We start from the raw sequence: 15,215 nt of genomic DNA, 5'->3' as shown, positions 1-15,215 counted from the left end.
CGAAAATGAATACTCAACGAACTCTATCGATTTTTGCACTCTTCACATTAGCAGCCTGCGGCGGAGGTGGTGGCGGGAGTAACTCCTCTCCTAGCTCAGCGACCACTCAAACGGTAGACACTGAAAATATTGTTGCTGAGAGAGACTTTTTATTTCAGCTGGAACATAAGATCTCGTTAGATCTTATCCAATCTGGAAGTGACAAAGGCGTCATTCATATCTACACCCAGTTGGACGCTGAACTCGATGACGGCCGCCTCATAGCAAATCCGACATCCCACTTAACCAGTATTTATCCTCAAGCATCACCCAGTACAGATTTGATCGTTAACCGCAACTGGGTAGCGCTCTACTTACAGTGGACCCCAATGGGAAATGGAGAAGAAAAAACATTTCGGTTAAAGCTATCACCTGATCAATCCCAGTATTTGTTGCAGTTCTAGGCACAAAAAAGGCGACTCAGTGAGCCGCCTTTTCTCTAATTCATGTTTCGACCAATTCGATTAGCCGATGTGCGTTGCGCCAGCCATGTACTTCTGTAGTACTGCTGGAATGGCGATACGACCATCCGCTTCTTGGTTGTTCTCAAGGATTGCAACCATAGTACGGCCAACCGCTAGACCGGAACCATTTAGCGTGTGTACTAGCTCAGGCTTCTTCTCGCCTTTACGACGGAAACGAGCTCGCATACGACGTGCCTGGAAGTCCCACATGTTTGAACAAGATGAGATTTCACGGTAAGTCTCTTGTGCAGGAACCCATACTTCTAGGTCGTAAGTCTTACGAGCACCGAAGCCCATGTCACCAGTACATAGAACAACTTTACGGTAAGGTAGTTCTAGTAGCTGTAGAACTTTCTCAGCGTGACCAGTTAACTCTTCTAGCGCATCCATTGAGTCTTCTGGACGAGTGATCTGAACTAGCTCCACTTTGTCGAATTGGTGCATACGGATTAAACCACGAGTATCACGGCCGTAAGAACCCGCTTCAGAACGGAAACATGGCGTATGAGCTGTCATCTTAAGCGGTAGATCAGCTTCGTCAGAAATCGTGTCACGAACCATGTTCGTTACCGGTACTTCTGCCGTTGGGATCAGAGACAGTTTACGTGGCTCTTCGTCGTTCACTTTCTCTTCTAGTGGTTCAGTATGGAACAGGTCTTTACCAAATTTAGGTAGCTGACCAGTACCAAATAGGCTGTCTGAGTTCACTAGGTACGGTACGTACATTTCTGAGTAGCCGTGCTCTTCAGTGTGAAGGTCTAGCATGAACTGAGCAATTGCACGGTGTAGACGAGCAAATTGACCTTTCATCACAATGAAACGTGCGCCAGTGATTTTAGTCGCGCTTGCGAAATCAAGACCGCCACCCATTTCACCAAGATCAACGTGATCTTTTAGCTCGAAGTCGTAAGTTTTTGGCTCACCCCAACGAGAAATCTCTACGTTGTCATCTTCATCTTTACCATCTGGCACATCGTCAGCTGGTAGGTTCGGAACAGATAGCGTGATCTCTTCAAGTTGTGCCATTACTGCATCAAGTTCAACTTTTTTAGCATCAAGATCGCTACCTAGAGTACCGATTTGCTTCTTGATCTCTTCAGCGCCTTCTTTGTCACCAGCTGCCATTTTTTGGCCGATTTGCTTAGAGATGGAGTTACGCGTGGATTGTAAATTTTCAACTTCTACTTGAATCGACTTACGTTGCTCTTCAAGTGTACGGATTGTTTCTACGTCTAGCTTAAAGCCACGACGCGCTAGTTTTGCAGCTGTTTCATCCAGCTCTGTACGAAGTAATTTAGAATCCAGCATTGTTAATCCTATGCTTTTTTAGTTGTGAAATCGCGCTTAAGCATCGTGCTCAAGCGCTAATAAATAGTTCCCCAAATAATTGGAGTTGCAGCGAGGAAACAAACCAATTCATCCCTATGAACATAGGTGCTCTATGTGATTAGGGCGGCCGTCGTTCCGGGGAATTGGTGCAGTTAACAAAGCTGCGGCTTCAAGTATGAAGGGATAATTGGATAAATGTATCTAAAATGCTCGCTTATTCATAGCGCTTTTGTGGGCTTTTTGCGTCTAAACTAGCCAAGTAATCTAACTTTTCACCAATTTTGGTTTCTAAGCCTCGGTTAGTTGGCTGGTAATAGCGAGTATCTGCCATTTCTGGTGGTAAGTATCTCTCGCCTGCGGCATACGCTCCAGGCTCATCATGGGCATAGCGATACTCTTCTCCGTAGCCAAGATCTTTCATTAAGGACGTTGGCGCATTACGTAAATGCACAGGCACTTCGTACTCTGGTAGGTTGTGTGCATCTCGAAGTGCTTGTTTCCAAGCCGTGTACACCGCATTACTCTTTGGCGCACAAGCTAAATAAACAATCGCTTGTGCTATCGCTCGTTCACCTTCCGCTGGGCCAACGCGAGTAAAGCAATCCCATGCGGACAATGCGACTTGCATAGCTCGTGGATCGGCATTGCCTACGTCTTCCGACGCAATAGCCAATAAGCGTCTAGCGATATACAAAGGATCACAACCTGCCGCAATCATTCGCGCCGACCAATACAGCGCTGCATCAGGGTTAGAACCGCGAATCGATTTATGAACGGCAGAGATAAGGTCATACCAAATATCGCCTTTATTGTCGAAACGCGAGACTTTTTCACCGGCAACCTCAGCAAGTAATGGCAGGGTAATGACCTTAACACCTTGAGAATCGTCTTCAGCCATATCGTAGAGTAGCTCAAGGTAGTTAAGCGACATCCGCGCGTCACCGTTCACTAACTCCGAAAGTCTATCTAGAACCCCTTCGTCAAAAGATGCTTCGACTTTGCCCAAACCACGTTGTTCATCATTGATCGCTTGCTGCAAAGCTAATCCAATATCTTGCTGAGAAAGCGAGGTTAGCTTGTAGACACGTGCACGTGACAATAATGCGTTGTTAAGCTCAAATGATGGGTTTTCCGTTGTGGCACCGATGAAGGTCACCGTGCCATCTTCAATGTGCGGCAAAAATGCATCTTGTTGCGACTTATTGAAGCGATGCACCTCGTCAACGAACAAGATTGTGCGTCTTCCAGCCAGTTTGTTCTCACGCGCTCTTTCAATGGCCGCGCGGATTTCTTTCACACCGGAAGTGACCGCTGAGACTCGCTCCACTTCGGCATTGGCATAATTTGCCGCCACTTCAGCAAGCGTTGTCTTACCTGTACCCGGCGGTCCCCACAAAATCATGGAGTGGATATGACCCGCTTCCAACGCGCGACGCAGGGGCTTTCCTGCACCCAAAATATGCTGCTGACCGATATATTGGTCGAGCGTTTCTGGACGCATTCTAGCAGCAAGGGGACGAAAATCTTCGTCCCCAGAAAAATCAAACGAGAGATTACTCACTTCTAATTCCTTTGGTCATCTACCTCGACACCTTGTGGAATGGTAAAGGTAAAACGCTCAGCGTTAGGTTTGTTCAAATCAATGTTAGCGAACTTGAATGCGCTTTGCTGACCATCTTGCTCGATCACACTGAAACCTTTCACCGCGCCTTTTTCATCTATCTCTAATTTAAACTGACCTTGGTTTGAGTCTATCGCCGTTGGAACCAGTGTGAAAACATCGCCTTGCTGAGAGACTTTATAGTTATCCCAATCACTAGCGCGATTACGAGTCAATAAAACAAACGGCGTTTGCTCAGTCGCTTGTTCTTGCCAATAAATACTTACTTGCTCAATGAATGGGCTGTAATACCATAGGCTTTTACCATCTGAAACCAGCACATTTTCATCAGGCAATGTCGTCGTCCAACGGAATAGACTTGGGCGAGAAATCTCCACAGTACCCTCACCTTCCATAACAACGTCACCTTCAGGACTGGTGACTTGCTGAATGAAGTCGGCACTAAACCCCTCCGTTTGCTGGAGGCGTTGATTAAGCTCTTCTTTTGGCGCAGCCAGTACAGAAAAACTCATAAACAGTAATGCGGCTAATTTTTTCATTAATTTTTATTCCTATAGAGTCGCAATGACTATCTTTATAGCTTTGTTCGAGACTAGATTTGACCGAAGAAAGTTAACTTTGTTCTATTTTCCGCAGCATTGCTTAAACTTTTTGCCACTGCCACACAAGCAAAGATCGTTACGTCCCACTTGTTTATATGGGTTCACACTTTGTGATTTGGCGCCTACCATGGCTTCATCAGCCGCTTGAGCGACTTCAAGAATCATTAAATCAAGTTGCTCGATAAAGTCATGTAACGCTGGTGGTGTTTCAATCCCTGCCTCACGCATTTGCGCTTGAGTTTGCACTTCATCAATCGCCAACATAAAAGAAGTGAGTAGTGCCTGAAGCATACGAAGTGTACCATCTCCGACCGGCACGTCTTGCCACTGCTCTTCGATGGTCGGCCAAAGCGTCATAAAGCCTTCAGCAAGATCGGCGAGCTGTTCTTCCTTTAACGCCTCATCAAGTAGAGCCAATAAAGAGTATTCGTTCGCCTTTAAGTATGTATATTGCTGAGTAATATGCTCTTCAATAGGCTTTCTAACTTGTGGCGCATTGTCTGAAAAGACCGTTTCTAGCCAGCTTTCAGGAGCGAGAGGTTTGGTTGCAAAATTTGCTGCAAGCACCAAGCCTTCAAGGAAAAACGAGGATTCGATACTTAATGAGTCTGACAGTGTCAGTAATTGATACTTCATCATTCACTTCTAGTGTTTAACTGATAACACACGCATTATAACCCCATGCAAGGCTATAGGTCACTTCGAGACTTCCTCCCTGGCTCGGGAACCTTCTTCTTGTGATGTTTGACGAGTATGGTCGCGGCTAGTTATAAGGAGTTAGTAACTAGCCTTCTTCTTTCATTCATCGATTTAATACCACTCAATCAATAATCAAAAGCTCTTGGAAAATTGCTTTTTTAGGCGCACACTTCTCCCCTTCATCGTCCGCTAATCGCTGTACCTATACAGTGAGGTCAATTATGAAAAGATATCAGTTCAAGGGCTTCACATTGATCGAGCTGGTCATTGTGATAGTGATACTTGCCATTGTTAGTGTTGTTGCTTTACCGCGCTTTCTCAATGTCCAGCAAGATGCCCATGACAATCGTGCCCAAGCTGCGTTTGCGGCTTTTATCAATGCGTCTCAGATGTATCATTCTGTATGGTTAGTTGAAAATGAACCGAGTTCAGCTGCGGTGACTGGTTATGGTGACGGTAATATTTTTCCATCAACGAGTGGCTACCCGAGAAACGTCAATAGCTTTAATCCCAGTAAGCCCGATTGCCCAGAGTTGTGGGAGAACTTGCTACAAACCGACCTAAGTGTCGAAGTGCACAGTGACCCTATTTTAATCAACAACGCTGACGCCGATGTTGTGAGTTGGTATAGAGCAAATGGCGCCTGCTATTACTATTACAAATCAAACATTAATGACTACACCACAAATGTTTGGGCATTGGAGTACCAACCCCTAGATGGAACATTTCAAGTCAGCCATGATCGACCGCTTCCCAAATAAGCGTGCCCAGTTCTGAGCAAAGCAGTGACTTTTATATCACTTGCCACTAAAATCACGCCTCCATAAACAGAGGCGTTTTTTATGCGATTAGTTCTAGGCCCTATGGAGGGCGTGTTAGATCATTTGATGCGAGAGATCTTAACCGACATCAATGACTATGATTTGTGCGTAACTGAGTTTGTTCGAGTCGTCGATCAACTACTGCCAGATCATGTCTTCCATCGCCTTTGTCCTGAACTATTACAAGGTTCCCAAACTAAATCAGGCGTACCAGTACATGTTCAGTTACTCGGCCAAGACCCAATCTGGATGGCTGAAAACGCTATCAAAGCCGCAGACCTTGGTGCAAAAGGCATTGACCTAAACTTTGGTTGCCCAGCTAAATTGGTTAACAAGAGTAAAGGTGGCGCAGCTCTGTTACAGCACCCTGAGCTAATTCACAAAGTGGTTAGATCCTGTAGAGAAGCGGTACCTAATCACATTCCAGTAACTGCAAAAATTCGTTTAGGGTGGGATAACCCTGACGATTGCTTTGAAATTGTTGATGCCATTGAAACGGCTGGAGCAAATGAGCTAACCGTGCATGCTCGTACTAAAAGCGGTGGCTACAAAGCAAGTGAAATAAAATGGGAATACATCGGTCAAATTCGCCAACGATTTTCGATTCCTTTGATAGCTAATGGGGAAATCTGGAACCATGAAGACGGCCAAGCCTGTATGGAAACAACAGGTGTAGATTCGTTGATGGTATGTCGCGGTGCATTTAACGTCCCTAACCTAGGTAACGTGGTGAAACACAACCATAAGGTAATGCCTTGGTCAGAAGTCGTAGAGCTACTTTTGATTTACTCACAGTATGAAATGAAAGGTGATAAGGGGCTTTACTACCCTAACCGTGTGAAACAGTGGTTCTCCTACTTACGCCAGCAGTATCCTCAAGCTGCAGAGTTGTTCAGAGAAATTCGTACCTTTAATAAAGCGGCTCCAATTGTCGAACATATTACTCGCTACCGAGACACACTTAACGCCGCTTAGAATACTAGCTTATCCTTGCCTGATGTTTTGGCTTGATAGAGCTTTTCGTCAGCAGCTTTGAACAACTCATCAAAGTTGCTGGCTTTCTCCCCATCGACGATTTCCACTCCTCCAGAAATCGTAAATCCTGATGCTATAACTTCTTGAGAACGATCCCTTATCGCCTGTTGGACGCGTAGTAATGATTTTTCTAAAGATGCTGGATTCGTACCACTCATATATATAACAAACTCTTCACCACCAAAGCGCGCCGCTGCATCGCTTGAGCGAATACTATAAATAATCTGGTCAGCCATATAAGAAATCACGATATCACCAACATCGTGGCCAAACGTATCATTGATAGACTTGAAATCATCAATATCAAACACAGCAATGGCCACATACTTACCGTGTAAAGCGTTGGCTAAGAATGCTTGTAACCCACGGCGATTTAAGAGCCCAGTCATAGGATCTTTTGCGGCTAGCTCTTTGAAATAACCATGTTCAACACGCGTATTAATTAAAGATAGAACGATGACTGAAAAGAAATAGACAAAACCTACAACCAAAAGGCTGTAGCGTTCGAAATAGAAAAAATTGCCGATCTCTTTAGGCAAGTCAAAAATATAGTACAAATCATGTGAACCAAGGACGCCTTCAAGTTCAATTGGAGTAATTCGCATTGCCGTGTCAGGTAACGACAGCAGAGATGAGTCAATAATGCCAATCATACCCGCTAGTTTGCCGTGCGTATTTAATAGCTCATCATAAGCGATATCTAAAGAAAGCATTCCTTGATGCTCTCCAGCGGCATACACCGGCATCGTTAAACTCATCACGAGCTCACTCGTTGCCGCGACAGGAGCGGGGCCAGTGATGGTAATTGCGTCAGGATTTTGCGCCGTTTGTTGCCAAAATGGGCGAGCTTTAATCGTATCTAGTAATTCTGAGGTTATGGTCTTGGCATACGTATCAGGAGAAGACATGATATATCCTTCACGATCGATGTAGTGAACACCAAGTAACGAATTATCAATATCGTGCATAAATGAAAGGACGGGAGCCAGTGAGACTTGACCAGATACTCGTTGGTAAATGTCACTGTTAGGATCACACAACTCTGGGTTCCCAACCAACATATAGTTTATGTCGACCGCTGGCATATCATGACTGCGGCCATCAGCGAGCAGTAATGCGTCTATCGGCCACATCTGGCACACTCCATTCTTCAGCTGTCTGTTGTGCTCAAGCAGAAAAATGTATTGCGATTTAGAGTAATTGGTAAAACTATAGTCAATAGCAGTGATGACTTTCGCAGCTCGCGATAAGGCATTCTGAATTCGGCTGTACTCGTCACTAATGTCTCGATTAACAGAGTCATAGTAATTCTTAAGCGTCAAAGCAAATACAACCGCAGACAAAACCAAGGGCATTAGAAAAACAAACTTTAAACTAAAATGCCGCTTAACCTGCATTGACCGCCTCAGATAAGTAGAAATGAAAAAGCCTATCTATACTGTCATACAGTCGATAGGCCAAACTAATATTTTAATTCAGATTGTGTCACAGATTTGTATCAAAATCTGCCATCGAATTGTCAATAAAGTCCTAATTTAACAACAAACTATCGTCGGCTAACTCTTCTCCACGAACCTTGGTAAACATTTCCAAAAGGTCGGCAACCTGCATATTTGCTCTCTGCTCACCCTCGACATCTAGGACTATCTCACCTTGATGTAACATTACTGTACGATCGCCACAAGCTAGCGCATCTTTCATCGAGTGAGTCACCATCATGACCGTCAAGTTAAACTCTTGTACGATTTTTTTGGTCAAGTCGATAATGAATGCAGCCATCCTAGGGTCAAGCGCCGCTGTGTGCTCATCAAGCAACAGTAGCTTACTGTCTGATAGTGTCGCCATGACCAAGCTAACCGCCTGACGTTGACCACCAGAGAGCAGTCCAATGCTATCGCCTAAGCGGTCTTCCAAGCCTAAACCCAAAATACTGATTCGCTCTTGAAATAACTGCCTACGCTTATTCGACAGTGACAAGCTCCAGCCTCTTTTCTTACCACGCATATAAGCAAGAGCCATGTTTTCTTCTATCGTTAGGTCACCACAAGTTCCTGCTAATGGGTCTTGGAATACACGGGCACATTGCTGAGCTCGCTGATCTACACTTTGTTTAGTCACGTCGAGATCATCGATTACTACCCGACCACCAACCATTGGTGTCTCTCCAGTTACCGCACCGAGTAACGTCGACTTACCTGCGCCATTGGAACCAATCACCGTCAAAAATTGATGCTCTGGAACATCTAACGAAACTCCGCGTAGCGCTTTGTTTTCCAATATAGTGCCAGGATTAAAGGTAACTTGAATATTATCTAGATGGATCATGCTACTTCTCCTGATTTACTACCCTGCTTCTCCGCCTGCCCTCCAGCAGCAGACGAATTAGCCTTTTTTACCTTTAAGTTTCCTTTTAACTTTGGGGCTATGAGAGCAATCGCGACAAGAATCGCAGTAACAAGGTTAAGATCTGATGCCTGCAAACCAAACATGCCTGAGCTCAACGCAAACGCAACAGCCAAACGATAAAGCACGGAACCTAAAATAACCGCTACCACTGCAACCCATATTTTCTTACCCGGAATAAGGGTTTGCCCCAAAATAACGGCGGCTAGGCCAACAACGATGGTACCGACACCTGACGTGACATCAGCGAAGCTATTAGTTTGAGCAAACAACGCCCCAGAAAAGCCAACAAAGCCGTTCGATAAAGCAAGACAAAAGTAAGTATAAAACGCAGTACTCGCGCCTTGAGCCGAAACCATCCGCGCATTAACCCCGGTAGCGCGAAGCCCCAAACCAAAATCACTATTGAGTAGGCGAACAACAAACCAAGCCGAGATTAGAACCAACACACCAACGACTAAAGGCCGAATCCACATTGCATCTCCCATTGCTTCAAACGGCGTTAGAATAGTTTCCTCGCCAAGCAACGCGACATTCGGGCGGCCCATAATACGAATATTGATTGAGAAGGCAGCGATCATGGTAAGAATAGAGGCAAGCAAGTGGAGAATCCCACAGCGCACCGCCAAAAATGCGGTCACCCAACCTGTCGCGGCCCCGGCTATGATCGCCATGCCAGTAGCAATCCAAGGGTTGATACCTGAAACGATCGCCGTAGCAGCGACCGCTGCCCCCATTGGAAAGCTGCCATCAACACTTAGATCAGGAAAATCTAGAACACGGAACGTTAAGTAAACACCAAGAGCCACCAATCCATAGAGTAGCCCTATTTCTAACGCCCCAAAAAAAGCAAAAGCAGACATACAAACTCCCTTTTCTGCTTAATGACAAGAGAGTGCCTAGGCACTCTCTTCATTTGGGTATATTACTTAACGCTTGTCGCACGCTCTAATACTGAGGCAGGTACTGTAAGACCAAGCTTTTTCGCCACACTTGAGTTAACCACAAGATCAGAACCTTTTGCCACCTTGACATCAAGTGAACCTGGTTCTGAGCCTTCAAGAATAGCTGCGACGTAGTCAGCCGTTTGAACACCGACTTGGTAGTAATCGAAACCAAGACCGGCAATTGCGCCTTTTTCCACATATGACGTTGCACCGCCAAATACCGGAGTTTTGGCTTGATTCGCCGCCACAATCATACCTTCAATGGCACTGGCAACGGTGTTATCAGTAGGGGCATAAATCACATCTGATTTTTCCGCGATGGCTTGAGTCGCAGATTGAACATCCGCACTCTTCAAGGCTGTCGCTTCAACAACTTCAATCCCTTGAGCTTTAGCACTCTCTTTAAGCAGTTTAACCAGTGTTACTGCATTTGCTTCACCTGGATTAAACACAACACCAATCGATTTCACATTGGGAATCAGCTCTTTGATCAATTCAACATGCTGCGCTACTGGAGACAGATCTGAGAGCCCTGTTACGTTTTTACCTGGCTGCTTCATTTTTCCCACCAGCTTAGCACCGACAGGGTCAGTGACTGCAGTAAAGACGACCGGAATCGAACGCGTAGCTGAAACTAATGCTTGCGCTGTTGGAGTGGCAATACCCACTAAAACATCTGGTTTTTCACCGACATATTGGCGAGCAATTTGTACTGCAATAGCCGGGTTACCTTGCGCTGTTTTGTAGTCAAATTCTAAGTTCTTACCCTGCTCGTAGCCTTTCGCTTTGAGACCATCAATGAGTCCTTGTCTCGTCGCATCGAGTGCAGGGTGTTCAACTATTTGTGATACTGCAACCTTAGCCGTCTTGGCCATGATGCTCGTTGAAGAAAGAAGTGCTGCACCTGCTAACATGGCGACTGCCATAATGTTTCCTGCTTTCATCTCAGCTCCTTGATTTCAGCAATAATGATGTGATGTTGTGTTTTATCGTTATGATTCATTCTTAAAGTTGCACATTTTCTGTGCAATTTAACCATTATTACCAATAAGTTGTTTGAATGTGAAGCGGGATTTAACAAGTTTTCAACAAAACAAGAGCTAGATAACTTTAAGGTCTGAAAGCGTGAATTAGGATATTTCTCGGGGTCACTTCTTTTGCGCAAAACTCTCGAAGTGAAACTTGGTAACCTTGTTCCGTTAAGTACAGTGCCTTGTCCATCACTAACCAAAGCTCCAATCCACGACGAAATACTTGCTGTACTAAACTTAAACGCTCCATATGCCAATACCTTTGCTCTCCAAGCTGTTGGTATTGATTAAAATCTACTTCAGGCAACGTAATTTGCTTTTGCTCTGCAGCCCAATGACAGAATGCCTCGAAACCTTCTGATAGTTGGGATTTCTTAATGCTTGGAATTGGTATGTAAGTGTTCACTGCACATTGATTCCTCAACAGCAAATCAAACCCCAAACGATAGCTCATTTCTTGGAATCGATGGCGTTTGACGCGCTGGCCACCAGTCACCGTCTCTTGAAGAGGGATACGTAATTCTGTTTTTGAGAGGCGCAGTTCCGACTGTTTCGCAGCCTTTGACAACGGTTGATAACTATTACTTTGAATCAAATGATAGCAACAAGGAGCGATGGTCATGGCTGGTAACTGTTGATGCGCGCCTTTTTCAATCAAAGAAACATGTAAATCACCGCAAGCATGCAAAGCAACCGCATGCTGGTTGGGGTTTAGCACCGCTTCTGCAATATCCGAAAGCGCATCACCCTGAACAAACGTCATAGGTAAGTGACGCTTGTTCGCTTCAAGTTGTCCTGCATCACAAAGAGATTGCTGATACTCGAAGCTCGTTACCTTTTGATGGCTTTCGCTCGCAAGGACTCGACCTAGAAAGCCTTTACCAGAGCACCACTCTAGCCACTCTGTACCGTTGTGTTCATTTAGAGCGGCCTCCCCCATCGAAAGTATCTGCTCTAATTTTCTTCCAGGAACACCGCTTTCCATTCCTCGCTCTAATGAAAGCCCCTCTAGTGACATGCGCTCAATTAATGCGGTTTGGCTAAGATCATATACGCCAGGAATGTACTGGATGATGACCTCGTTTAGGTGTTCCGGATGCTCTTTAAGGTACTCTATTTCTTGATAATCTAGTGACTCTAGCCAAGCGCATAACTCGGGCGATTCACTTTTCCAGGGAAGGTCAGATAGGTAGCTTTGATAGAATGGTTCGACTCGCCAAAAGTTTTGGTGCGAAAGTAATAGAGAATTGAGTGTTTGAAATTGCTGATACATGCTTCCCCCTAAATGTCACAGTAGTTTAGAGGGAAGCGCGTCGTTTGAATAGAAATTAACGAACAGGCAGTTCGATATCTTTAAACATCTCTTCAATTTCGGCGTTAGATTTAAGCGACAGTGCTTGCTCAACCACAGGTCGGGTTAAGTGCGGAGCAAAACGTTCCATAAAGTCATACATGTAAGAGCGCAAGAATGTACCACGACGGAAGCCAATGCTAGTGGTGCTTGCTCCGAAAATATGGCTTGCATCAATCGCAACCAGATCAGTATCTTGCTCTTTATCAATCGCCATACTTGCAATGACGCCAACACCAATGCCCATACGGACATACGTTTTAATCACATCCGCATCTGTGGCGGTAAATACGACTCTTGGAGTTAAACCATGCTGATTGAATGCAGCATCCAACTCAGAACGACCAGTAAAGCCAAATACGTAAGTAACTAATGAGTAAGAAGCCAGATCTTGAATCGTCACTTGTTCTTTTTGCGCAAGTGGATGCGCTTTTGGCACTACAATTGAACGATTCCAGTGGTAACAAGGCAACATAATTGCGTCTTGGTACAAATGAAGAGCTTCAGTGGCAATGGCAAAGTTTGCGGTGCCTTTTGCAATGGCTTCAGACATTTGGCTTGGTGTGCCCTGATGCATATGCAGCGAAACTTTAGGATAACGAGCTGTGAACCCTTTGATCACATCCGGCAGGGCGTAACGGGCTTGAGTATGAGTTGTGGAAATGTTCAAAGTCCCCATTTCCGGATGCGTATGCTCGCCGGCGACCGCTTTAATACTCTCGACACGAGCCAGAATCTCTTGCGAAATACGAATAATATCTTCGCCTGCACTCGTTACCTGAGTCAGGTGTTTGCCGCTACGTTCAAAGATCTGAATGCCCAGTTCATCTTCAAGTAGACGGACTTGCTTACTAATACCGGGTTGTGAGGTATAGAGGCTTTCAGCGGTCGCTGAAACGTTTAAGTTGTGGTTGACGACCTCAACAATGTACTTCAATTGTTGTAATTTCATTCCTGAACCGTACTCCCTTATCGACGCACCACGATCATGCCATCATAGTTTATAATATTTAGTTATAACGCCTCTAAGTTGAAATTGATAGTCCAATTACTATTTACATTGCTTAAACTTAGAGCGAAGTAAACTTGTTCGGTTGTTTTGCAACCAATTACTCATAATAGATGGTTAAAACGCGTTTTTAATTACGAAATGCTAAGCATTGAGTAATAATAGAAAAATGAGTGCAGAGTGTAAGTATGATCGTGTATCCTTACCTGCTAGCCATCAAAAAACATAAGATACGGAATTTATGAATATTGGTTTAATCATAGCTTTAGTTGCCATCTTACTGGTCTTGGTTCTTGGCTATAACATCATGCTGCAATACAAAGTCAAAGCAGAAACAGCAAAGAAGCAAGAGAGCTCTCGCTATCTGCAAATCATTGATGCTACGGAAGAGCTCATTGGTCATGCTCACCATATGCCTTACAGTAAAGAATTATTGGTGTGTCTTAATACCCGTATTCTTGACGCCCTTCAGAACATGCACGAGCTTGATCCTAGAAATAAGCAACTTGAGCAACGTGTTGAAAATGTAAAAGCGCAAATTACTCAACTAGAAGAAAACCACAAAGGTGGCGAGAGCACCTCTTTTAAAGTGCCAAGCAGTGACAAGCAAGCGATTATGATGCTGAAACTTGTAAAGCGTTTAAGAGATACGATTCGTAGCGAACACAATAAAGGCCGTTTTGAAACACAAGCTTATGTCGCGGAAAACGCTCGACTTGAAACAATTCAAATCCGCATCAACATTGAAAATGTGATTAAACGCGCGAATGATGCAATTGTTCGCGGCCAACCTGGAACCGCAGTACAGCTTCTGCGTAAAGGCATTGATGCTCTTAGCACCAAAAACGATAACTACTCAAACCAAGCTCGTGAAAAGCTGCAAGCTATGTATGATGACTTAGAGCAAACTCGTCAAACACGCAATGCGGAAGAACTACACCAAATGGAAGAAAAAGAGCGTAAAGACGATATGGATGCACTCTTTGGTGAAAAGAAAAAATGGTAATATAATCTCTTCCAATCCGTTCCTAAAGGTCGCTGATGCGGCCTTTTTTATATGAAATACGTAATGATTGACCTAACAACTTACGACTCGCTCTTAGAGCCTATCAACAACTTTCTTCAATGCCCAACGCCTGACGAATGGGTAAATGAAGCGAAGAAGCCTGAACACCTTAAGACCATTCTCATTGATCACCTACTATGTGAGCTAAAAGCCGGACAATCGGCGATGTACTTGATTCGCAAATACGCGGTTGACCAAGAGAGCGCACATAGTTTGTTGGACTGGTTCAAACCTTACGAAGATTTTGCTTACCGAAAGACAGGTAACTTAGAATCTCTGAAAGGTAAGAGTAATATCTCCAAGGCTATCATGGCGAAATCTAATTCCCCGTACAGCCAAGACTTAATCGATAAAATGGTGTTACTTATTAAAGAAGAGCTGCACCACTTTTATCAAGTGCTAGAGATTATGGACGCGCGTGGTATCGATTATGAACCTGTGCAGGCCAGTCGTTATGCAAAAGGTCTACTGGCTGAAATGGCCACATATGAACCCCAGACCTTGATTGATAAGCTGATTATCGGAGCCTACATCGAGGCTCGTTCGTGTGAACGTTTTGCGAAGCTAGCGCCACACATGGATGATGATATCGCCAAGTTTTATGTGTCCCTACTTCGTTCAGAAGCCCGCCACTACCAAGATTATCTAACACTTGCCGAAGAGATCGCAGGGAAAGATATCTCTGAGCGCGTGGCGTTTTTTGGCAAGCTCGAAGCTGAATTGATCTCCTCTCCTGACAGAGACTTTAAGTTTCATAGTGGTGTGCCGAGTTTTTAGCCAACACATCAAATTTAAAAC

General features: G+C 44.6%; 15 protein-coding genes. 5 read left to right on the top strand and 10 right to left on the bottom strand.

All coding sequences use genetic code 11. The features are described 5' to 3' along the window. Nucleotides 1-5: 5 nt before the first annotated feature. Nucleotides 6-443 carry a hypothetical protein gene (locus tag AC4MRV_RS07900; RefSeq protein WP_491186887.1) on the top strand — a complete coding sequence of 146 codons (438 nt, stop codon included), beginning with the start codon at nt 6-8 and terminating at the stop codon, nt 441-443. Nucleotides 444-503: 60 nt separating this feature from the next. Here AC4MRV_RS07900 and serS read toward each other — a convergent pair whose 3' ends face one another. The 4 genes from serS to AC4MRV_RS07880 all read right to left on the bottom strand — a co-directional run bounded on the left by serS (nt 504) and on the right by AC4MRV_RS07880 (nt 4,691). Then, the gene (serS, locus tag AC4MRV_RS07895) at nt 504-1,811 is read right to left on the bottom strand and encodes a serine--tRNA ligase (RefSeq protein ID WP_491186886.1); all 1,308 of its coding nucleotides are present in this window, start codon (nt 1,809-1,811) and stop codon (nt 504-506) included. Between the two features lie 235 nt (nt 1,812-2,046). Continuing rightward, complete coding sequence (locus tag AC4MRV_RS07890; protein ID WP_491186885.1) at nt 2,047-3,393, bottom strand: replication-associated recombination protein A; 1,347 nt, start codon at nt 3,391-3,393, stop codon at nt 2,047-2,049. 2 nt (nt 3,394-3,395) lie between these two features. After that, on the bottom strand, nt 3,396-3,992 hold the full coding sequence (gene lolA, locus AC4MRV_RS07885; protein ID WP_491186884.1) for an outer membrane lipoprotein periplasmic chaperone LolA: 597 nt from the start codon (nt 3,990-3,992) through the stop codon (nt 3,396-3,398). Between the two features lie 84 nt (nt 3,993-4,076). Further along, nucleotides 4,077-4,691, bottom strand: coding sequence for an SEC-C metal-binding domain-containing protein (locus AC4MRV_RS07880; protein WP_491186883.1), 615 nt, complete (start codon nt 4,689-4,691; stop codon nt 4,077-4,079). 284 nt (nt 4,692-4,975) lie between these two features. Between AC4MRV_RS07880 and AC4MRV_RS07875 the strand changes: the two genes are divergently transcribed. Next, nucleotides 4,976-5,515 carry a prepilin-type N-terminal cleavage/methylation domain-containing protein gene (locus tag AC4MRV_RS07875; protein WP_491186882.1) on the top strand — a complete coding sequence of 180 codons (540 nt, stop codon included), beginning with the start codon at nt 4,976-4,978 and terminating at the stop codon, nt 5,513-5,515. A gap of 81 nt (nt 5,516-5,596) precedes the next feature. Then, a complete protein-coding gene (gene dusC / locus AC4MRV_RS07870) occupies nt 5,597-6,550 on the top strand; it encodes a tRNA dihydrouridine(16) synthase DusC (RefSeq protein ID WP_491186881.1) in 954 nt (317 codons plus the stop codon). Here dusC and AC4MRV_RS07865 read toward each other — a convergent pair. The 6 genes from AC4MRV_RS07865 to cysB form a co-directional block, all read right to left on the bottom strand. Beyond that, nucleotides 6,547-8,007, bottom strand: coding sequence for a sensor domain-containing diguanylate cyclase (locus AC4MRV_RS07865; RefSeq protein ID WP_491186880.1), 1,461 nt, complete (start codon nt 8,005-8,007; stop codon nt 6,547-6,549). The two genes, dusC and AC4MRV_RS07865, sit on opposite strands and share 4 nt — an antisense overlap. 133 nt (nt 8,008-8,140) lie before the next feature. Next, on the bottom strand, nt 8,141-8,935 hold the full coding sequence (locus tag AC4MRV_RS07860) for an ABC transporter ATP-binding protein (RefSeq protein WP_491186879.1): 795 nt from the start codon (nt 8,933-8,935) through the stop codon (nt 8,141-8,143). Continuing rightward, the gene (locus AC4MRV_RS07855) at nt 8,932-9,876 is read right to left on the bottom strand and encodes an ABC transporter permease (RefSeq protein WP_491186878.1); all 945 of its coding nucleotides are present in this window, start codon (nt 9,874-9,876) and stop codon (nt 8,932-8,934) included. The genes AC4MRV_RS07860 and AC4MRV_RS07855 overlap by 4 nt, the downstream gene beginning before the upstream one ends. A 62-nt stretch (nt 9,877-9,938) precedes the next feature. Further along, nucleotides 9,939-10,904, bottom strand: a complete 966-nt coding sequence (locus tag AC4MRV_RS07850) for an ABC transporter substrate-binding protein (protein ID WP_491186877.1) — start codon at nt 10,902-10,904, stop codon at nt 9,939-9,941. A gap of 166 nt (nt 10,905-11,070) precedes the next feature. After that, the gene (locus AC4MRV_RS07845; RefSeq protein ID WP_491186876.1) at nt 11,071-12,264 is read right to left on the bottom strand and encodes a methyltransferase; all 1,194 of its coding nucleotides are present in this window, start codon (nt 12,262-12,264) and stop codon (nt 11,071-11,073) included. A 55-nt stretch (nt 12,265-12,319) separates the two neighbouring features. Further along, nucleotides 12,320-13,294: an HTH-type transcriptional regulator CysB gene (gene cysB, locus AC4MRV_RS07840; RefSeq protein WP_491186875.1), complete on the bottom strand. Its 975-nt coding sequence runs from the start codon at nt 13,292-13,294 to the stop codon at nt 12,320-12,322. A 298-nt stretch (nt 13,295-13,592) separates the two neighbouring features. Here cysB and AC4MRV_RS07835 point away from each other — a divergent pair, with 298 nt between their 5' ends. Together AC4MRV_RS07835 and miaE are read left to right on the top strand one after the other, a co-directional pair. Next, the gene (locus tag AC4MRV_RS07835; RefSeq protein WP_491186874.1) at nt 13,593-14,357 is read left to right on the top strand and encodes a DNA repair protein; all 765 of its coding nucleotides are present in this window, start codon (nt 13,593-13,595) and stop codon (nt 14,355-14,357) included. A gap of 63 nt (nt 14,358-14,420) precedes the next feature. After that, the gene (gene miaE, locus AC4MRV_RS07830; RefSeq protein ID WP_491186873.1) at nt 14,421-15,194 is read left to right on the top strand and encodes a tRNA isopentenyl-2-thiomethyl-A-37 hydroxylase MiaE; all 774 of its coding nucleotides are present in this window, start codon (nt 14,421-14,423) and stop codon (nt 15,192-15,194) included. The last annotated feature ends 21 nt before the right edge of the window (nt 15,195-15,215 follow it).

This window comes from Vibrio sp. (genome assembly GCF_984391705.1).
The sequence above is the reverse complement of the archived record's forward strand: the minus strand, read 5'-3'. Positions and strand labels throughout refer to the sequence as shown.